The sequence below is a fragment of the Halorubrum depositum genome (assembly GCF_007671725.1).
Lineage (GTDB): Archaea > Halobacteriota > Halobacteria > Halobacteriales > Haloferacaceae > Halorubrum > Halorubrum depositum.
Genome location: NZ_VCNM01000001.1, coordinates 293,479 through 313,484 on the forward strand (window position 1 = coordinate 293,479; position 20,006 = coordinate 313,484).

18 protein-coding genes are annotated in these 20,006 nt (G+C 68.7%); 8 read left to right on the forward strand and 10 right to left on the reverse strand.

The genetic code is table 11. The annotated features are described in order from the left end of the window. Window positions 1–8: 8 nt before the first annotated feature. Window positions 9–845, reverse strand: coding sequence for a YihY/virulence factor BrkB family protein (locus FGM06_RS01585; RefSeq protein ID WP_144796802.1), 837 nt, complete (start codon window positions 843–845; stop codon window positions 9–11). A 431-nt stretch (window positions 846–1,276) separates the two neighbouring features. On the opposite strand from FGM06_RS01585, the gene FGM06_RS01590 reads away from it, so the two are divergent. Beyond that, a complete protein-coding gene (locus FGM06_RS01590; protein WP_144796804.1) occupies window positions 1,277–2,665 on the forward strand; it encodes a DUF389 domain-containing protein in 1,389 nt (462 codons plus the stop codon). On the opposite strand, the gene FGM06_RS01595 is transcribed toward FGM06_RS01590, so the two are convergent. The 3 genes from FGM06_RS01595 to FGM06_RS01605 all read right to left on the reverse strand — a co-directional run bounded on the left by FGM06_RS01595 (window position 2,654) and on the right by FGM06_RS01605 (window position 5,879). Next, the gene (locus FGM06_RS01595) at window positions 2,654–3,049 is read right to left on the reverse strand and encodes a hypothetical protein (RefSeq protein ID WP_144796806.1); all 396 of its coding nucleotides are present in this window, start codon (window positions 3,047–3,049) and stop codon (window positions 2,654–2,656) included. The two genes, FGM06_RS01590 and FGM06_RS01595, sit on opposite strands and share 12 nt — an antisense overlap. 119 nt (window positions 3,050–3,168) lie before the next feature. Further along, the gene (locus FGM06_RS01600) at window positions 3,169–3,399 is read right to left on the reverse strand and encodes a DUF1328 domain-containing protein (RefSeq protein WP_144796808.1); all 231 of its coding nucleotides are present in this window, start codon (window positions 3,397–3,399) and stop codon (window positions 3,169–3,171) included. 245 nt (window positions 3,400–3,644) lie between these two features. Further along, window positions 3,645–5,879, reverse strand: coding sequence for a hypothetical protein (locus FGM06_RS01605; RefSeq protein WP_144796810.1), 2,235 nt, complete (start codon window positions 5,877–5,879; stop codon window positions 3,645–3,647). 126 nt (window positions 5,880–6,005) lie between these two features. On the opposite strand from FGM06_RS01605, the gene FGM06_RS01610 reads away from it, so the two are divergent. Together FGM06_RS01610 and FGM06_RS01615 are read left to right on the forward strand one after the other, a co-directional pair. Continuing rightward, entirely contained in the window at window positions 6,006–6,311 is a 306-nt protein-coding gene (locus FGM06_RS01610) for a putative quinol monooxygenase (RefSeq protein WP_144796812.1), read from the forward strand. 84 nt (window positions 6,312–6,395) lie between these two features. Further along, complete coding sequence (locus FGM06_RS01615) at window positions 6,396–6,755, forward strand: GntR family transcriptional regulator (protein WP_144796814.1); 360 nt, start codon at window positions 6,396–6,398, stop codon at window positions 6,753–6,755. A gap of 49 nt (window positions 6,756–6,804) precedes the next feature. Here FGM06_RS01615 and FGM06_RS01620 read toward each other — a convergent pair whose 3' ends face one another. From FGM06_RS01620 to FGM06_RS01645, 6 genes are all read right to left on the reverse strand, one after another. Beyond that, complete coding sequence (locus FGM06_RS01620) at window positions 6,805–7,338, reverse strand: hypothetical protein (protein ID WP_144796817.1); 534 nt, start codon at window positions 7,336–7,338, stop codon at window positions 6,805–6,807. Window positions 7,339–7,411: 73 nt separating this feature from the next. After that, window positions 7,412–8,731: an ABC transporter ATP-binding protein gene (locus FGM06_RS01625; RefSeq protein WP_144796819.1), complete on the reverse strand. Its 1,320-nt coding sequence runs from the start codon at window positions 8,729–8,731 to the stop codon at window positions 7,412–7,414. After that, window positions 8,728–9,819: an ABC transporter ATP-binding protein gene (locus FGM06_RS01630; protein ID WP_144796821.1), complete on the reverse strand. Its 1,092-nt coding sequence runs from the start codon at window positions 9,817–9,819 to the stop codon at window positions 8,728–8,730. The genes FGM06_RS01625 and FGM06_RS01630 overlap by 4 nt, the downstream gene beginning before the upstream one ends. Beyond that, window positions 9,819–10,904 carry an ABC transporter permease gene (locus FGM06_RS01635; RefSeq protein WP_144796823.1) on the reverse strand — a complete coding sequence of 362 codons (1,086 nt, stop codon included), beginning with the start codon at window positions 10,902–10,904 and terminating at the stop codon, window positions 9,819–9,821. The genes FGM06_RS01630 and FGM06_RS01635 overlap by 1 nt, the downstream gene beginning before the upstream one ends. A gap of 3 nt (window positions 10,905–10,907) precedes the next feature. After that, a complete protein-coding gene (locus FGM06_RS01640; RefSeq protein ID WP_144796825.1) occupies window positions 10,908–11,858 on the reverse strand; it encodes an ABC transporter permease in 951 nt (316 codons plus the stop codon). Between the two features lie 38 nt (window positions 11,859–11,896). Further along, complete coding sequence (locus FGM06_RS01645; protein ID WP_144796827.1) at window positions 11,897–13,618, reverse strand: ABC transporter substrate-binding protein; 1,722 nt, start codon at window positions 13,616–13,618, stop codon at window positions 11,897–11,899. Window positions 13,619–13,910: 292 nt separating this feature from the next. Between FGM06_RS01645 and ggt the strand changes: the two genes are divergently transcribed. The 5 genes from ggt (at window position 13,911) to FGM06_RS01670 (ending at window position 19,839) form a co-directional block, all read left to right on the forward strand. Then, entirely contained in the window at window positions 13,911–15,569 is a 1,659-nt protein-coding gene (gene ggt, locus FGM06_RS01650) for a gamma-glutamyltransferase (RefSeq protein WP_144796829.1), read from the forward strand. A 211-nt stretch (window positions 15,570–15,780) separates the two neighbouring features. Then, entirely contained in the window at window positions 15,781–16,893 is a 1,113-nt protein-coding gene (locus FGM06_RS01655) for a branched-chain amino acid ABC transporter permease (RefSeq protein ID WP_144796831.1), read from the forward strand. Further along, window positions 16,890–18,281 carry a branched-chain amino acid ABC transporter permease gene (locus FGM06_RS01660; protein ID WP_144796833.1) on the forward strand — a complete coding sequence of 464 codons (1,392 nt, stop codon included), beginning with the start codon at window positions 16,890–16,892 and terminating at the stop codon, window positions 18,279–18,281. Before FGM06_RS01655 ends, FGM06_RS01660 begins: the two co-directional genes overlap by 4 nt. Before the next feature lie 44 nt (window positions 18,282–18,325). Further along, window positions 18,326–19,138 carry an ABC transporter ATP-binding protein gene (locus FGM06_RS01665; RefSeq protein WP_241662541.1) on the forward strand — a complete coding sequence of 271 codons (813 nt, stop codon included), beginning with the start codon at window positions 18,326–18,328 and terminating at the stop codon, window positions 19,136–19,138. Beyond that, on the forward strand, window positions 19,135–19,839 hold the full coding sequence (locus tag FGM06_RS01670; RefSeq protein ID WP_144796837.1) for an ABC transporter ATP-binding protein: 705 nt from the start codon (window positions 19,135–19,137) through the stop codon (window positions 19,837–19,839). The genes FGM06_RS01665 and FGM06_RS01670 overlap by 4 nt, the downstream gene beginning before the upstream one ends. Window positions 19,840–20,006 lie beyond the last annotated feature (167 nt).

A 20,006-nucleotide genomic window follows, 5' to 3' on the forward strand; every position in this document is an offset into this window, starting at 1 on the left:
CCCTTCGGTCACCCGTCGGGACGCTCGTCGACGTCGACGGAGTCCGCCAACACGGCGTTCAGAGCCGCGCCGGCGAGGAGCACCAGACCGCCGACGTACAGCCACGTCAACACCAACAGGACGCCGCCGGCGACGCCGTACAGCCTGACGCTTTGTGAGGTCGAGATGTACAGTCGGAGGCCGACGGCGCACAGCGACCACGCGACCGCGGCGAGCGCCGCCCCCGGAAACGCCTGCGAGAGCGTGGTCTCCGGCGCCGAGAACCGGTAGTACATCGGCAGGAACCCGCCCAGGAGCGCGACGCAAAGCAGAGGGACGCTGACCGCTCTGACGACCGAGACGTCCGTCGCGACCGTCAGCGCGACCACGAGCAGCGAAACGGCGGGGACGACGACGATGATCGTCGCGAACGCGATCAGGCTGTCCAGGACGGTCTCGAGCAGCGAGTGCTCGTGGCGCACGTTCTGAATCGTCTGGAACGACACGTTGATCGCCTGCACCAGTCGCAGCGAGCTCCACAACAGGATCAGGCCGGCGATGACGACCGCCCGTCGTCGGTCCGCGTCGTCGCCGACGACCGAATCCAACGAAGCGGCGAGCGCTCCCGCGTCGACTCCGGACACGGCACCGAAGAGCTCGACGGCGGGGCCGAGCCACCCGACCGACGAGAGGCCGATAAACGCGAACAACAGCAGCGGCACGAGGGAGTTGAACAGGTAAAACGCGACGCCCGAGGCGACGATGCCGATCTCGTTTTCCCGCGCGACCGCGACGACCGCCGCCGCGACCTCTCGTACCGACGCGCGGGAGCGGCCTCCCGCGTCGTCCGGTCCCGACGGCCTCATGCGCCGACGGAGGCACCGTATTCAGTCATCGAGCACGTCGAACGAGGGTCGGGGCCTCGCGGTCGACGGCGGGCGGCGATCGACCGGTGTCGGGAGTGACGCGGCGTCCATGCCGGTAGTGGCGGGGACTGGTGGTTAGTTATTCTGTTGCAAAATCCGTGAGGTGTCAGGAATTGACGACTGGAGAGCCTCTCGTCTCGCCGCGAGTCGCGAGCGTCCGGCCGCGAGTCGCGAGCGTCCGGCCGCGAGTCGCGAGCGTCCGGCCGCGAGTCGCGAGCGTCCGGACCGGTTTTGCCCGTGCCGCGAGTCCCGGTTCGACCCGATTGCGTCGGTCGCTGCGCTCCGTGTTGGACCGTTCGATCGAGATATGTTCTCCGTTACTGACCTCTAGCAGGTGATTAATAAAGCGCGTCTGCCGAGACCGGCCGACAGTGAGACTCGTTCAGGTCTTCGTTCCGAGTGACGACCGCGATGCCGTCCGAGAGACGCTCTCGGAGATGGACGTGGATTTCGTCTTCACCGACGCGAACGGTCGTCGTGACGGGAAGTTGGCGGAGATTCCGGTCCCGTCGGGCGCCGTCGACGTGGTCCTCGACCGGCTGTACGACGCGGGACTCGACGAGGACACGTACACCGTCGTCACGGACCTCGAACGGGCGACGGTGCCCAACGTGGACGAGTTGGAAGACCGGTACGTCGAGGGGCCGAAGGGGAGGCGAGGCGCGCCGAACGTCGAGATCCGGGAGCGCGCGGAGGACCTGACGCCGGACACCGCGACGTACCTCGCGTTCGCGATCGCGAGCGCCGTCGTCGCGGTCGGCGGGCTCCTCCTGGACTCCGCCATCGTGATCGTCGGCGCGATGGTGATCGCGCCGTTCGCCGGATCGACGCTCTCCGCGAGCGTCGGCGCCGTCGTCAGCGACTACGAAATGGTCGTCGACAGCGCCACCTCGCAGGTGACGGGGCTCGTCGTCGCGTACCTCGGCTCGGTCGTGATGAGCGTGTTCCTGCAGCGGAGCGGGTTCGTCCCGTCGACCCTGGACGTCGGGGCCATCGGACAGGTGGGCGCGTTCGTCACTCCGAACCTCCTGACGTTCGCTATCGCCGTCTCCGCCGGGGTCGCCGGCGCGCTCGCGATCGCGACCGATCTCCCCGTCTCCCTCGCCGGCGTCGCCGTCGCGGCGGCCATCGTCCCCGCGGCGGCCGTGGCCGGCATCGGCACGGCCTGGGGCCAGCCGCTCGTCGTCGCCGGCGGAACCGTCCTGCTCCTGATGAACATCGTGTTCATCAACCTCACCGCGTACCTCACGCTCGTCGCGCTCGGCTACCGCTCGTCGGTCATCCGCACCGTCCGCGAGAACGCCGCCGTCTCGCTGCGATCGGGGGCGTTCGCCGTGATCGTCCTGCTGTTCGCCGTCGTCGTCGCGGTGACCGCCGTCGGCACGTACCAGCACCTCGTCTTCGAGCAGGAGGCGAACGACGGGGTCCAAACGGTCCTCGACGGCGAGGAGTACAGCGAACTGGAGCTCGCCGAGGTCGCGACCGAGTACAACGACGCGGGGGCCTTCAGCGACGAGGTCGCGGTGACGGTGACCGTGGGGCGCTCGAGCGACCTCGAATACGAGGGGCTGGCGACCGATCTCCGGGCGGAGATCGACAACCGGACGACTCGGTCGGTCCGCGTCGACGTTCGGTTCGTCGACTACCAGCGCGCGCCGGCCACCGGCGACGCCGAGCGGGGCGCGTGGTGGCCGTTCGACGAGTGGAGACCGTCGCTCGACCGGTGGGTGCCGGTCTCGGCGAGGCCCTCAGTCGCGTAACCGTCGCCAGAGGCTCCGGCACTTCCGGCGGAGTTTGGCGAGGAGCGACCCGATCCGACGCGAGCCGGTGAGGATTCGCAGCGCGCGGATCGAGCGGCCGGCGCGGAGCAGTCGAAACGGCCGGAACCACGGGACGGCGGTGAGAACGAGCAGCCAGTTCGAGCGGACGAACTCCGCCGGCCCGCTGTCCGACCACCGATAGAGGAGCGCGAGGTCGAGGAGGAAGACGACGAGGAGCCACTGCAGCGCGCCGCGGATCGCCTTCTCGGTCCGCCCGGAGACGACGAGCAGATCGGCGCCGACCGCGAGGTCGACGACGAACAGCGCGATCCAGGCGATCGCCGCGAGCTCGACGAACGGCGGCCACCAGCGTTCGGCGTCCATCTATCGGCCGCCGGGCGGTCGGGAGTCGAACCGCGTTCCCGGGTCGATCGCGGGCCTCGCGGTGCCGAGACCCGCTCTCGCGGTCGCTCGATTTCCGCTCGCCACGGTCGGGGACCCTCTCAGAGCAGCACCGAGATGATCGCCAACACGAGGAAGACGATGACGAGCCACTTCGCGGCCGCCATCGACACCCCGGCGACCCCGCGAGCGCCGAATATCGCCGCCACGATGGCGATGACGAAAAACACCACCGCCAGTTCGAGGAAGTCGCCCGAAAACTGGAGCGGCGAGACGTCGATTCCCGACGACGCGCGGTGGCCGACCGAGCGCATGAGCGTGGTACCGTCCATACTGAGGGTGGGAGAGCCGCTCGATTAGTTATGTGGTTGCAAAACCGGTAAGGCCGGCTTACTCGACGATGGGGAGGAGGCGGACGAACGTTGGCCGGAGCCGGAACCCGGAGCGACGTGTCATTGGTATCGCGGATAGAGATTTACGAACTGCGGTGCGTTCGGTCGAATCGACCGACGGCAGCGTGACGGTTCGCTTCGGGGAGCGCGGCGCTCGGTGAGGGTGCCGCCGTACCCGCTCCCGTTCAGAGCGGGGCGTCGATGGCGGCGTTCGATCGCTCGATCCCCGCGAGCGCCTTCGGGTCTATCGCCGCGACCGCCGCGTCGTCGTATCCGCCCCGATCCTCGCTGACGAGGATCTCTCGGACCTCCGAGAGCGCGGACGCGACGTCGAAGAGCCGGTCGTCGGCCGGTTCCTCCTCGCCGTCTTCCGCGGCCGCGACCGCGCCGTCGGCCGCACGTCGAGCGCGTGCGAGGCGGTCGAGCACCGCGTTTCGGTCGCGATCGGAGTCGCCGCCGCGGTCGGACGCCGAAAGCGACTCCGCGAGCGCGTACAGCTCGGCGACCTCGTCGCGCAGGGTCCGCGCGAGCGAGACCTTGCCGGTTCGGATCCCCTCCCGAACCGCCTCCCCGTTCGCGTCGAACGAGTCCGGCGTCACCCGATACGCGCCGCGGCGACCGTCGCGGTCGACCACCTCGACCGTGTACCGCCCCTCGCGGTGGACCGCGACCGCGAATCGGTCCGTCTCGACGGGGGAGCCATCGTGGACCACGCCCGCGTAGTCCTCGACGACGCGGACGCGGTCGACGCCGCCCGTCTCTCGCGCGTCGCCGCGGATCCACCCGGCGTCCTCGACCGCGACCGCGGCGAGCTCACCGTCCCCGCCGGCGCGGACGAGACCGCCCTCGTGAACGAACCGCTCCGCGATCGGAGCGAACCCCGGACCGTTGATCGCGAGGAGGTGCGGCCCGGGCTCGACGCGGAGGAAGCCGAACGCCCCGCCGCGAGTCGCCGTCGCCGCGGGGGCCTCGCTCGCCAGTCGGACCGCGAGCTCCGTCGGGGGCGCGAACAGCGAGACTCCGGCGACGTCGGCGACCGCGTCGCGCGCCGCGTCCGGGACGCCGTCGAGGGCGCCCTCGGCGCCCGCGCGGAGCTGGCGGACCCGCCCGACGACGCGGTTCGTGAGCCCCGCCGGCTCGGCGCCGTCGATCCGACGGCGGTGGGCCGGATCGGTCACGTCCGAGAGCGGGTCCGCGAACCGCTCCTGTTCCCACGGGGTCCCCACCGAGGTGATGTGGCTCGCGATCGCGTCCTCGGCGAACCCCGGGACCGCGAACTCGAAGCTCAGCTGCGGGCCGACGAAGCCGTCGATCGCCTCCCGGAGCGGCGCGATCGGTTCGAGCGCGTAGGTGGCGTCGGCCGCGGCGGCGCCGTCGACCTCGCCGGTCGCGAGGCGGCTCTCCGGATGGGCGAGCACGAGTCCCGGCTCGCGGAGCGGGAGGTCGGTCGGCGGAGCCGGGAGCCCGCGCCACGACCCGACCGTCACCCGCTCGTCGACGAGGTCCGTCCGCCCGATTGAGAGCGACGAGTGCTCGTGTAGCGGGACGCCGTCGAGTTCGGGGAGCACGAACGGGAGCCGCGCGCCCTCGTCGCGGGGGAGCCCGTAGGCGAACGGCGCGCGGACCGCCGCCGAGACGTCGATCGCGTCGTTGGTCACGTCGGAGAGCAGGTCGCCCGTCGGGAGCCGCTCGAAGCTCGGCACGAGCCCGTTGACCTCGCTCGCGCTGGAGTGCGAGCCGACCTCGGAGAGTATCCCCGGCCGGGTCCCCTCCGGGATCTCCGGGTCGAGAAACTCGTTGTTCGGGCTTGCGCGCGAGTGCGCGCTCGCCGAGAGCAGCAGCGGCTCGCCGGTCTCGCGGTCGACGAACACCTGTAACAGCTCCCAGTCGTGCCAGTGGAAGTTGACGGTGAACTGGTCGAACGCGGAGTAGAGCCAGTACTGCAGGGCGTCGACCCCCTCGGCGGCCTCGACGACGTTGTAGAACACGGTCGGCGCGGGCGGTACCACCGTCTCGCGGAACGTCGCCGAGTAGCCGTCGAGCGCGGCGAACCCGTCGACGACCGACCCCTCGTCGGTCTCGACGACGTAGGCGCGCGGGTCCGTGGGGTACCACTTCTCGAGGGCCCCGAAGTAGAGGTCCGGCGCGTACCGCCGGACGATCGCCGGAGCGGTCTCGGCGTCGTCGCCGTCGTCGCCGTCGCCAGCATCGGGCTCCGCCGCGCTCCCGGGTTCCTCGTCCGATTCGTCCGGCGCCGCCGGATCGTCGCGAGCGGCGTACCACGCGCTGGCGGTGCCCGTGCCCGCGAGCGCGGCGAGTCCACCGTACACCAGCGCGCGGCGCCGGCGGTCGTCGACCGACCGTTCGGCGACGCCCGCCGTCTCGTCGTCGGTCGCCCTCCCGTCGTCGTCATCCGTCATGCGATCTACCGAACGGAGGCCGTCGGTCACGTTAAGCGTTCCCACGGTCGCCGGCGCGTCGATGTCCGCGTCCGGATTGCTCCCGTAGCCGGACTTATTCGCCTCGCGCCCGTCGATCCGTACGGAATGTCAGACTCCGAATACGCGCTGCAGGCCCGCCTCGAAGCGAAGCCGGAGAAGGCCGAGGAGGTCGCCGAGTTCCTCGAGTCCGCGCTCCCGGCGGCGGAGGCCGAGGAGAAGACGACGACGTGGTTCGCGCTCCGGCTCGACGAGACCACGTTCGGCATCTTCGACACGTTCCCCGACGAGGAGGGTCGGCAGGCGCACCTCGACGGAGAGATCGCCGCCGAGCTGATGGACCGGGCCGACGAGCTGTTCGCGACCGACCCGCAGATCGACGAGATCGACGTGCTGGCCGCCAAACACTCGTAGGTCGACCGCGGGAGTCCGGACCGTCCCCTCGGCGACGACAGCGAATTCCGAAGCCGTCATGCCGCTCGCTCGTGAACGGCGGGCATGGACGAGCAATCGACCGAGGAGTACACGCGACTCGTCGAGGAGAACGGGCTCGCGCTCCTGTTCGCGAACCGAGTGCGGGCTCGGGTCGTCGCGACGCTGTTTTACGCCTCCGAACCGCTGCCGGTCGACCGGATCGCCGCGGGCGCGGGCGTCGATCGGACCGTCGTCCACGAGGCGCTCGACGGGCTCGAACCGTTCGGAATCTTGGAGGTCGACCGCGCCGAGGGCCGCGATCCGGACCGGTACGCGCTCGACGAGTCGGACGACCTCGTCGCGTCGCTCCGGACGGTCGCGGAGCTCGCGACGGAGCGGTACCACCGAGAGGAGATCGACATCCCGAGCGACGCGGACGAGTAGGCCCGCGGTCCGACCGGGTGCGGGCCCGTTGCGGGCCCGCGGCGCTCCGTCACTCGATCCGGACGGTCGTCTCGTCGTAGACGCCCTTCGCGGCGGGGTCCTCGACAGCGAGCCCGGCGCTGATCGTGTGTTCGCCGCGCTCGGCCGGCTCCCAGTCCGTCTTCGAGACCTGGAAGCTCTGCCGCCAGTTCCGGGTGAACCGCCTGCGCTCGCCGCGGTCGAGCGTGAACCGCGACTCCGACTCCGGGAGCGGTTCCGGGACGTGCGAGGCGTCGCGATGGCCGTCGACGTGCCACGTCCACGGGACCGGCGACCGGGTCCGGACCGTCACCGGGACCGGCAGCGGATTCCGGAGTTCGATCGCGACCGGGACCGGCTCCCCCCGTTCGTACACGGTCGCCGGCGTGTCGACGCTGACGGAGACCGCCCGCCGGTGGAGGCGCGCCGGGAGCAGCCACCGGGTCAGCGTCGCCGCCGGGAGGGTCCTGGCGGCCCGCGGGCGGTGGCGCTCGGCGGACTCGTTGGGTCGGAACGGGTCGTCGTCGGAGCGGTCGACCCCGTCCCGCCGGCGTGTTCGGCGCATGAGTGAGGGTACCCGTCGGGAGGAATAAGCGTGTCGTCGGGGTCGCTCCGAGGCCGACGCGAGTCGAGCGAGCTCAGTCGTCGCCGCTCGCCGCCGTCCCCGAGGCCGACCCGTCGTCGGTCGGCGTCCCGTCGTTCGGTCCGCCCTCGTAGGCCGGGTCGAAGAGGTGGCACGCGACCCGCCCGGCGTCGGTCTGGCGCAGTACCGGCTCGTCCGTCGAGCAGGGCGTCTCGAACGTCTCGCTCAGGAGGGCCTCCGCGTCGGCGAACTCCTCGTCCGCGACCGAGCGGAGCGCCTCCTGAACAACCCGCTCCGCCTCCGGGTCCGACAGCGACGACGGCAGGTCGAGCTCCTCGCGGAGCGCCGCCGTGAGCGCCTCCTCGTCGGCGTCGAACGTCTCGACGGCGATGTCCTCCTCGCGGGCGCGGTGCCGGAGCGACATGACCGCGCGCCACTCCTCCTGTTCGAACTCGTAGTCCGACGGCGGGATGACCCGCGGACACCGCGTGTGGAACTTACACCCCGAGGGCGGGTCGATCGGGGAGGGGACCGACCCCTCCAGCAGGATCCGGTCGCCCTCCCACAGCGGGTCGGGCTCCGGGATCGCCGACAGCAACGCCTCGGTGTAGGGGTGTTGCGGCGGCGCGAACAGCTCCTCCGGCGTCCCGAGCTCGGCGATCTGGCCGAGGTACATCACGGCGATCTCGTCGGCGATGTGCTCGACGACGGAGAGGTCGTGCGCGATGAACAGGTACGCGATCCCCAGCTCGTCCTGCAGGTCCTCCAGCAGGTTGAGGATCTGCGCCTGCACGGACACGTCGAGCGCCGAGACGGGCTCGTCGCAGACGATGAAGTCAGGGTCCACGGCGAGCGCGCGGGCGATCCCGATCCGCTGGAGCTGCCCGCCGGAGAACTCGTGCGGGTAGCGGTTGGCGTGGCTCGCGTTGAGCCCGACCCGCTCGAGCAGCTCCTTGATCCGGGCGTCGCGGGTGACGTCGCCCTCGATCCCGTGGATGTCGAGCGCCTCGCCGATGATGTCGTTCACCGTCAGACGCGGGTTGAGGCTCGACTGCGGGTTCTGGAAGATGATCTGCATCTCCTTCCGGAGGTCGCGGAGCTCGCCGTCGGAGAGCGTCGTGATGTCCTGCCCCTTGAAGTACACCGAGCCGGCGGTCGGCTCGCGGAGCTGGAGGATCGACCGGCCGATGGTGCTCTTCCCGCAGCCGCTCTCGCCGACCAGTCCCAGCGTCTCCCCCTCGTTGATCTCGAAGGAGACGCCGTCGACCGCCTTCACGTCCTTCTGCCGGCCGAGGAGCCGGTCGATGAAGTCGCTCTCGGACGTGTAGTACTTCTCGAGCCCCTCGACGCGGAGGAGCGGCTCCGAGCCGCTCATCGGTCGCTCACCCCCGCGGAGCTCGACGCGTCGTCCGATCCGGGGAGATCTTCCTCGCCGCGGACGGTGATCTCGTAGTCGAGCTCGCCCGTGAGCTCGCCGGTGTGCGCGAGACACGCCGCGGTCTGCGCGTCGCTGTTGATCGGGTCCGCGGGATCGCCGGTGTCGACGTCGACGAGCCCGGGCTCCACGCGCGTGCACGACTCCTCGGCGTACGGGCATCGGGGGTGGAAGTTACACCCCGGCGGCATCTCGATCAGGTCCGGCATCCGCCCGGGGATCGTCTGCAGCCGCTCGCGCTCGTCGCCGATCCGCGGGATCGAGCTCATCAGCCCGACGGTGTAGGGGTGTTGCGGGTCGTAGTACACGTCCTCGACCGGCGCCATCTCCACGGGGTGGCCGGCGTACATCACCATCACGCGGTCGCAGAACTCGGCGACGACGCCCAGGTCGTGGGTGATGAGCTGGATCGCGGTGTCGAACTCGGTCGCGACCTCCTCCAACAGGTCGAGGATCTGCGCCTCGATGGTGACGTCGAGCGCGGTGGTCGGCTCGTCGGCGATGATCAGGTCGGGGTCACACGACAGCGCGATCGCGATCACGACGCGCTGTTGCATCCCGCCGGAGAACTCGTGCGGGTAGTCGCCGTACCGCTCGGCCGCCGACGGGATCCCCACCGACTCCAGCGTCTCGATGGCCCGTTCGCGCGCCGCCGCCTCGTCGAGTCCGAGGTGATACCGTATCGCCTCCGAGATCTGCTCTCCCACCGTGTAGGAGGGGTTCAGCGCGGTCTCGGCGTCCTGGAAGATCATCGCGATCTCGTTGCCGCGGAGCGACCGCATCTCCTCTTCGTCCATCTCGAGGAGGTTCCGCCCCTTGAAGCGGATCTCCCCGCTCTCGATGACTCCGGGGTTGTCGATGAGGCGCATCAGCGCGAGGCTGGTGACGCTCTTGCCGGCCCCGCTCTCGCCGACGACGCCGAACCGCTCGCCGGCCTCGATCCGGTACGTGAGGTCGTTCGTCGCCTTGACGACGCCGTCGTCGGTGTAGAACCGCACGTTGAGGTCCTCGACTTCGAGCATCGCCATCAGCGGAGCCCCCCGGTGTCCGCGTCGGTCTGGTCGCCCTGCGGGTCGAACGCGTCGCGGACGCCGTCGCCGACCAGGTTGATCGCCATCACGAAGACGAAGATGGCGAGCCCCGGGAACAGCCCGGCCCACCAGCGACCGCGGGCGATCGCGTCCTGCTCGACGTTGAGCATGACGCCCCACTCCGCGCTCGCCGGCGACAGCCCGAGCCCGATGAACCCGAGCGCCGCGGCGACGAGCACCGTCGTGCCGATGCTGAGCGTCGCCTGCACGATCACCGGCGCCATCGCGTTCGGCAGGATGTGCCGGACGATGATCGACCGGTCGCGGGAGCCGAGCGCCTTCGCGGCGGTGACGTACTCGTTCTCCTTCACGCTCAGTATCTCGCCGCGGATGATGCGGGCGTACGGGAGCCAGCCGACGACGACCAACGCGAGGATCATCTCCCAGTAGCCGCGGCCCAGCACCGCGATGACCGCGATCGCGAGCACGATGAACGGGAACGCGTACAGCATGTCGACGATCCGCATGATGAGCTCGTCGACCTTGCCGCCGTAGTACCCCGCGATCGAGCCGAGCGGGATCCCGACGAGGAGCGCCATGGCGACGGCGATGAAGCCGATCGAGAGGCTCCAGCGGCCGCCGTACATCACCCGCGAGAGGATGTCGCGTCCGGCCCAGTCGGCGCCGAACAGGTAGAGCCCGGTCGGCGGCCACGTGAGGACGTTCTCGAGCGTCGGCTCTCGGTAGCCGGTGAGGACGTCCTGGTTCGCGGGGTCGGCCGGCGCGAGCGAGAACGGCTGGACCGTCTGGCCGGCCAGCACCGGGAAGCCACTCGGGAGCTGGATGGGTCGGGAGAACACCGCGAGCAGGATCATGAAGGCGATGGTGGCCGCGCCGAACAGCGCGAGGCGGTTGCGCTTGAACCGCTTCCACGCGTACTCGAGGCGCCCGCGTCCCTCCTCCGACTGGAGGTCCGGCTCCCACGAGGAGAGCGGGTCCCGGGACTCGACGCGGTCGACGTCGAATCCGCTGACCCGTATTCGTCCGCGTTCCGTCGTCCGCTGTGAGGTTTCGCTTGACATTATCTAGTATCGGATTCGGGGATCGAGGTACGCGTAGAGCACGTCCGCGAGGAAGTTCGCGAGTATCACGGCGACGCCGATGAGGAGGACGATCGCCTGGATCACCGGGAAGTCGCGGTTGCCCACTCGGTTGACGAGGAGGCGCCCGATGCCCGGATACGAGAAGACGATCTCCACGACGACGGAGCCGCTGATGATGAACGCGACCTGGATCGCCGCCACGGTGACGACCGAGATCAGCGAGTTCCGGAGGACGTGTTTCCGCACGACAGTCCGCTCCGGGAGCCCCTTGGCGCGCGCCGTTCGGACGTAATCCTTGTCGAGCTCCTCCACCATCGAGGACCGCATCAGCCGCATCAACAGGGCGGTGGAGCCGGTGCCGATGGTGATCGCGGGCAACAGCGTGTACACCAGCATGTCGTAGCTGAGAATCCCCTGATCGGTCGGCGGGAGGATGGGGAACAGGTCCAGCCAGCTCGCGAAGACCAAGAGGAGCAGCAGGCCGAGCAGGAAGTTCGGGATCGCGATCCCGAGCAGCGCGAACACGCGGCTGGCCTGATCGATCTTGGTGTTGCGGTAGTACGCCGCGATCACGCCGGTGGGAATCGCCGTGATCAGCGTGACGCCGAACGCCATGATCCCCATCACGAGCGTGTACGGGAGCCGGGTCATGATCTCGTCTATCACCGGGTCGCGGGTGATGATCGACCGGCCGAAGTCGCCGGTCGCCGCGCTGGTGACCCAGTCGATGTACTGGATGTACACCGGCTGATCGAGGCCGTATTCGGCCCGTATCTCCATCTCCGTCTGCGGATCGAGGTCCGTGAACAGCGTGATGAAGTCGATCGGGTCACCGGGGATGGCGTGGACCATCCCGAAGGTGAGCAGGGAGATCCCTAACAGCAGCGGGATGGTTATCAGACCGCGTTTGAGTACGAATCGTTGAAGGCTCATCGAGGTGAAATGAGAGGGCTATCGGGTGTTCGGGGACGTTACTCCGCCGGGTAGACGATCTCGTCGAGGTGCGGCTTGTACAGCGTGTTGTACCGGTTGCTCGAGTTGGGGTGGGGACTCCACTGATCGACCGACTCGATGTTCGACGGATTGAGGATGTCGATCTGGTCGCCGGTCCACATGTTCGCCATCGGAACGTCCTGCGCGACGAGCTCCTGCAGGTCCTGGTAGATCGGGAGCCGCTCGTCGGCGCCGAGCGTCGTCTGACCCTCGGTGATGAGCTGGTCCATCTCCTCGCTCTCGTAGAGGTTCCAGTTGAACCCGTCGGGAACGTGTTGGCTGGAGTGGAGCAGCTGATTCACGTGACCGTCGGGGTCGGAGCCGCCGGTCCAGCCGATTCCGACGACGTCCGTGCTGGCCGCGGCGCCCTCGGGGTCGAGCAGGAACGGGACCAGGTCGTCGAACGCGCGGACGTCGAGCTCGGCGTTGAAGTACTCGGTCTCGTCCATCGTCTGCTGGATGATCTCCATCCACCGCTCGCGGGTCCGGTTGACGTTGGTGATAAAGGAGACGTCGAACGGCGCCTCGATGCCCTCCTCCTCGAACGCCTCGCCGATGAGCCGGAGGCCCTCCTCCTCGTTCTGACCGACGTACTCGTCGAGGAGGCGCTGCTCGTGCTCCTCGTCCCAGAACGCCCCGAGTCCGGGACTGATCGGGGCCGCGAGCTCGGTCGCGTAGCCGCCGAAGACGGCCTCGATGACGTCAGACTTCGGCAGGAGTCGCGTCATCCCGCGACGGAGCTTCTCGTTCGTGAACGGGCTCTGGTTGACCGGGTACGAGATGAAGTCGAACCCGACGGCGCTGCCGGTGACGACCTCGCCGGTCTGGTTCTCCCACTGGTCGAGCTCGAACGGCGCCGCGTTGTCGATCATGTCGAGTTCGCCGGCGGCCATCGCCTCCTCCTGGGAGACCTGCTCCGGGATGACCCGGAACGTGACCTGGTCCCACGGCGCCGTGCCGGGGTACTCGTCGCCGTCGTACCAGTAGTCCTCGTAGGGGACGAGGACGGCGCGGTCCTCGGCCGAGAACTCCTCTAACTCCCACGGACCGGTCCCGAGGGTCTGGTCGGTGAAGTCGTGCTCGTCCTGCTCCGGGTTCTCGCTGATCGCGTCCGTCTTGCTCGTGAGGATCGGGACGGCGGCGAGGTCGTTCAGGAACGGCGCGTGCGGGTCGCTCGAGGTGATCTCGACCTCGTAGTCGCCGAGGACCTCGACGTTCTCGATGAACGAGACGTCGGCGTCGTTGGTCGTGCCGCTCGTCCGGTTGATGGAGAACGCGACGTCCTCGGCGGTGAACTCGTCGCCGTTGTGGAAGGTGACGCCCTCGCGGAGCTGGAATCGGAAGGTGGTGTCGTCGACCTGCTCGTAGTCGGACGCGAGCTCGCCCCGGACCTCGGAGAGATCGAAGGTCAGCGCGACCAGCCGCTCGTACGCCATCGTCCCGATGACGGAGTTGGAGGTCGCGTCGGTGATGATCGTCGGGTCGAACGTTCCCGGGTTCGCGCCGGCCGAGGCGACGAACTCGTTCGTGCCGTCGCCGCCGTCACTGCCGTCGCCGCCGTCACTGCCGTCTCCGCCGTCGCCGCCGTCGTCGCCGCCGACACAGCCCGCCAGACCGACGACGCTCGCGCCGCCCATCGCGGCGAGAACTCGTCGGCGAGTCGCTGCCGATCGCGTCTGTCCGTTGTCGGAATGAGACATACCCACACGTACTCGTGGTGTGTTAAAAACCATTCTATTCTTTACCGCAAACCACCGTCCGTACAGTAATCGGCCGGTTCCCTTTCGATAAGCAGAAATGACATGAATGATCATCGTGTGTGTCGATAACGCGAAAGAACGATCAAAGCGAGTGTCGGTACCCCGGATCAATGGGCCGAACACCGCCCGCTGGAGGGGCCGCGAGCGGCCGGCAAAAAGAGCCGCGGCCGATGGCGAGCCGACCGGATAGATCCGGTCCGATATTTATAATCCGGGGCGTCGGATGGGAGGTATGGAGCCAGACCTGGACCGGTTCACGTCTCGGCGGTCGACGGTGTACGGCCAGCGCGGCGTCGTCGCCACGAGCCAGCCCCTCGCCAGCCAGGCGGGGATCGAGACGCTTCGCGAGGGCGGAAACGCGTTCGACGCGGCCGTGGCGACGGCGGCCGCGCTCAACGTCGTCGAGCCGACGTCGACCGGGCTCGGCGGCGACGTGTTCGCGCTGTACCGCACCGCCGACGGCGACGTGGGAGCGATGCGCGCCTGCGGCGGGGCGCCCGACGGCGCGACGATCGAGAACGTCCGCGACGCCCTGCGGGAGGACGACGACGTCTCCTCGTACTACCCCGACGACGGCGGCTACGCGGTCGACGACACCGACGAGGCTGGCATGCCGTTCTACGGGCCCCACGCGGTCACGGTCCCGGGGACGGCCCGCGGCTGGGAGGCGACGATCGAGGAGCTCGGGCGGCTCACCCTCGCCGACGCACTCGAGCCGGCCATCCGATACGCCACCGAGGGGTACCCGGTCTCGGAGGTCATCGCCTCGTACTGGGCCGGCGCGGAGGAGCTGTTCACCGACGACCACGCCCGGGAGGCGTTCCTGTTCGACGGCGAGGCGCCCGAGGTCGGCGAGACGGTCACGCTCCCGCGACTCGGCGAGTCGATGCGGAAGATCGCGGAGCACGGCGCCGACATGGTGTACGAGGGCGAGATCGCCGAGGCGATCGCCGATGAGGTCCGGTCGCAGGGCGGGTTCATGACCGTCGACGACCTCGCCGACTTCGAGGTCGAGTGGCCCGAGCCGATCTCGACGACGTACAACGGCGCCGAGGTGTTCGAGCTCCCGCCGAACAACCAGGGGCTCGTCGCGCTGGAGGCGCTCAACATCGCGAGCGAGCTCGGCGCCGGCGACCACGACTACGACACCGCCGAGCGCGTCCACTACTTCGCGGAGGCCATGAAGTTGGCCTTCCACGACGGACACCGCTACATCGCCGACCCCGAGTACGAGGAGATCCCGCCGCTCGGATCGACCGACTGGGCGGCGGAGCGGGCGGCCGGCGTCGGGCCGACCGCCGACCACGACGTCTCCTTCGGCGTGCCGAACGCAAACGCGGAGGACGCCGACACGGTGCTTCTCACCGTCGCCGACGACGAGGGGAACGTCGTCTCGTACATCAACTCGCGGTTCGCCGGCTTCGGCTCGGGGCTCGTCGCGGGCGAGACGGGGATCGCCCTCCAGAACCGCGGCGCGTCCTTCTCGCTCGACCCCGACCACCCGAACAGCCTCGAACCCGGTAAGCGCCCGTTCCACACGCTGGTCCCCGCGATCGTCCGCCTCGACGAGGACGACTGGGCCGCCTTCGGCGTGATGGGCGGGTACATGCAGCCGCAGGGGCACGTGCAGGTGATCTCGAACGTCGTCGACTACGGCATGCCGCTCCAGCGCGCGCTCGACGAGCCGCGGTGGCGGTACCGCGAGAGCGGCGAGCTGGGCGTCGAACCGCACTTCGACGGCGACGTCACCGCGAAGCTGGTCCGGAGGGACCACGACATCAGGACGCTCTCGCCGGTCCAGTTCGGCGGCGCGCAGATCGTCCGGAATCGGGACGGCGTCCTCTCGGCCGCCACCGAGCCCCGGAAGGACGGCAACGCACAGGGGTACTGACCGAGAGCGGGCGTCTGGCGATCGGCGAACGGGCGTCCGGCGACCGACGAACCACCTCCCGTCGACACAGTCGACGTCTCCTGACCCGACGCGCTCGTGATTATATTCCTCAGATACGACTTATGTGTCTAAATACGGCATACGTCGGCCGGTTTTGGGTAGAAAACGTCTTATAGGTTGATTCATACGATTTGATGAGGAGTGTTATCACGTGAGTGTCTCTGAAACGTACGTCCGATACCGCCAAACCCTCAGCGAGGAACCGCTCGCCATCGGGGTCCTGCTCGTGGCCCTGTGGATGGCGTGGTCACTCGTCTCGGGGCTGCTGACGGGGGGGATCCAGATCAGCAGCCTCGCGTCCCTCGTCTGGGACGGGTTGCTCAGGGGGCTGATCATCGGCCTGGCGGGCATCGGACTCTCAATGACGTACAGCATTCTCAACTTCGCGAACTTCGCGCACGGCGACTACCTCACCAGCGGGGCGTTCGCCGGGATGGCGACCAGCTACCTCGTCGCCGGAATCGGCGAGAACAGCGTCGGCGCGCTCCTGCTCGTCGGCGCGGGCGGGTCGGTGTTCGGCGGCGCGCTCGGCATCGGGGTCACGACGGCGCCGCTCGCCGTCGTCCTCGGGGCCCTCCTGGCGGGGGTCGCCACGATCGCGCTGGCGCTCGCCATCGACCGGTTCGTCTACCGGCCGATCCGCGACGAGAGCGGTATCGCGCTGCTGATAACCAGCATCGGGGTCGCGTTCGCGCTCCGGTACCTGCTCCAGTTCGTCTTCGGGGCCGGGGTACGGGGAACGACCGCTGCGGGGTCGGTCCCGCGCGTGAACGTGCCCGCGATCGACGGGACGTTCCGGGTGACGGCTCACGACATCAGCCTCGTGATCGTCGCCGGCGGACTCATGCTCGGCGTCCACCTGCTGCTCCAGCGGACGAAGCTCGGGAAGGCGATGCGCGCGATGTCAGACAACGAGGACCTCGCGCGGATCACCGGGATCCCGACAGAGCGGGTCATCCGCACGACGTGGATCGTCGGCGCCGGGCTGACGGGCGTCGCGGGCTACATGTTCGTCCTCTGGAAGGGGACGCTCGGCTTCAACGACGGCTGGCTCCTGTTGCTGCTCGTGTTCGCCGCGGTCATCCTCGGCGGGATCGGATCGATCTACGGCGCGATCGGCGGCGGGATCGTCATCGGCCTGACGGCCTCCGTCTCCGTGATCTGGATCCCCTCCGAGTTCGGTCGCGCGGCCGCGTTCCTCGTGATGATCGTAATCTTACTGTTCAAACCTGAAGGCATCTTCAGCGGGAGGACCACGGCATGAGCGCCAGCGACCTCCGCGGACGGGTCGAAGGGCTCTTCGAGCGGGACGTCACGCTCGTGCTCGCCGTCCTCGGCGTCATCTACCTGGCGTACATCCTCGCCGGAGTCGCGTTCGGGTACGGGCTCCGCGGTCAGTTGAACTCGATCGCGAACCTCACGTTCTACATCGGCGTGTTCGGTATGCTCGCGCTGGCGTTGAACCTCCACTGGGGGTACACCGGGCTGTTCAACATCGGTATCGTCGGCTTCATGGGCATCGGCATCTACGTGACCGCGCTGGTCTCGAAGCCGCCGGTCGCGGAGGGCGGCGCGGCGCAGGTCGGTGGGTTCGGCCTCCCGCTGTTCGTCGGCGTCGTCGCCGGCGTGCTCGTGGCAGGGCTGTTCGGACTGCTGGTCGCGTTACCCGCCCTCCGGCTCCGGGCGGACTACCTCGCCATCGTCACGGTGGCGTTCTCGGAGATCGTTCGGTTCACGATGATGTCCCGGACGTTTCAGGAGTTCACGGTGCCGGACACGATCAGCTTCTCCGTCCTCGGTAACGAGGTGCTCACGCTGAACCCGGCGGCCGACACCGTCGGCCTCGGCGGCGGGGGCGGGCTCATCCTGAACTACACGGATCCGCTCGAAGCGCTGCTTCGGGCACTGTTCCTCTGGGAGCCGTACCTCGGGTTCGTCGCGTTCGTCCAGCGGAACTTCATCCCGAACAACCCCAAGCCGGTGATCGACGGGATCGTGTACGGAATCGTCCTCCTCGTAGGCGTCGGACTGTTCTACCTCCTGCTCTCCAGGACCGGAAAGTCCCCGTTCGGACGCGTCCTGAAGGCGATCCGCGAGGACGAGGACGTCGCGAACGCCCTCGGGAAGGACACCGACCGCTTCAAGCTCACCGCGTTCGTGCTCGGCGCCGCGCTGATGGGACTCGGCGGGATCCTCTGGTACTCCGGCCGCGGGAGCATCACGCCGCCGTCGTTCCGCCCGAACATCACGTTCTTCGTCTGGATCGCGCTGATCATCGGCGGCGCGGGCTCGAACACCGGGAGCTTCCTCGGCGGCGCGATATTCGCCGGGCTGTTGTACGAGGGACCGCGCTACTTCAAGAACCTCGTCGAGGCCGCCTTCAATCTCGGGAGGGCGCCGCGGAACTTCGGCGAGGCGATGGCCGGGTTCGCCTCGCTCGACCCGATGCCGTTCGTGCTGTACACGCTCGACAGCGTCAGCCAGTTGCGGCTGGTGATCATGGGCGTGGTGCTGATCTGGCTGATGCACAACCGGCCCGAGGGGCTGCTCGGACACCGCAAGGAGACCGCGTCGAGCGTCGACCTCGCGCGTCCGAGAAGCGACGGGTCGGCCGGAACGCCGGCGGCCGCCGACGGGGGTGAAGAGCGATGAGCGAGACCGACGGGTCGTCGCCCGAGACCGACCTGACCGAGGTGATGGGTTCCGAGGCCGACCTCCCGAGCGGGGACGACGGGGACCGATACGCGCCCCTGGAAGTCGAGGGGCTCCGGAAGGAGTTCGGGGGGATCGTCGCCGTCGACGACGTCAGCTTCGACGTCGAGGAAGGGACGCTGACGGGTCTCATCGGCCCGAACGGAGCGGGGAAGTCGACGACGTTCAACCTCATCACCGGGATGCTCGACCCCGACGAGGGAACGGTCCGGTTCAACGGCGAGGACGTCACCGGGTTCGAACCTCACGAGATCGCGAACCAGGGGCTCGCTCGGACGTTCCAGATCGCCCGCGAGCTGGAGGAGATGACCGTCCTCGAGAACATGATGCTCGCGCCGAAGGGGCAGGTCGGCGAGTCGCTGTGGCGGTCGGTCATGCCGATCACCCGCGAGTCGGTGCGCGAACAGGAGACCGAACAGCTCGAACGCGTCTGGGAGGTGCTCGACTTCTTCGAGATCGACCACCTCGCCGACGAGTACGCCGGGAACCTCTCCGGCGGCCAGCGGAAGCTGCTGGAGATGGCCCGGGCGCTCTTGACCGATCCCGACGTGATGCTTCTCGACGAGCCGTTCGCGGGCGTCAACCCCTCGTTGGAGAAGCGACTGCTCGAACACATCCACGAGCTCCGCGAGCAGGGGTACACGTTCCTCATCGTGGAACACGACATGGACCTCATCATGAACAACTGCGAGCGGGTCATCGTCATGCACCAGGGCCGGATCCTGAAAGACGGAACCCCCGCGGAGATCAAGGAGAGCGAGGAAGTGATCGAGGCGTACCTCGGGGGTGAGGTATGAGCCTGCTCGAGGTCCGCGACCTGGACGCCGGCTACGGCGACCTCCAGATCCTCACCGACGTCGACCTCGACGTCGACGACGAGGAGTACGTCACCATCGTCGGCCCGAACGGGGCCGGCAAGTCGACCGTCATGAAGTCGGTGTTCGGACTGACGACGCACATGGGCGGCACGGTGACGTTCGACGGCGAGGACATCAGCGGGACGAAACCCGAGGACGTCATCCACAAGGGACTGGGGTACGTCCCGCAGAACGAGAACATCTTCGCGGAGCTCGACGTGGAGGAGAACCTCGAGATGGGCGCGTACATCCTCGACGAGGTCCCGCAGGAGGAGCTCCGCAAGGTGTACGACCGCTTCCCGATCTTAGAGGAGCGGAAACACCAGCAGGCGGGGACGATGAGCGGCGGTCAGCGCCAGATGCTCGCGATGGGGCGGGCGCTGATGCTCGATCCCGACCTCCTCCTGCTCGACGAGCCGAGCGCGGGGCTCGCGCCCGACCTCGTCGACGAGATGTTCGACAAGATCGACGAGATCAACGAGTCGGGGACGGCGGTTCTGATGGTCGAACAGAACGCCAAGGAGGCGCTCAGACGCTGCGACCGCGGATACGTGCTCGCGAACGGGCAGAACCGGTTCGAGGACGAGGGGACCGCGCTGTTGAACGACGAGGAGGTCCGCCGGGAGTTCCTCGGCGGGTAGTCGGTCGCGTCGCACACCGACCGCCGGCCCGCGGACCGATTTTCACGACACCGAGCGGAAGGCGTGAAAGCGACGCGTCGCTCGCAGGCGAGTCGCGCGTCCGAATCGCACCGCTTCTCGGTCGGATCGTCTGAAAAAAACGGGAGTGCTCGGCCGGCCGCCCGATA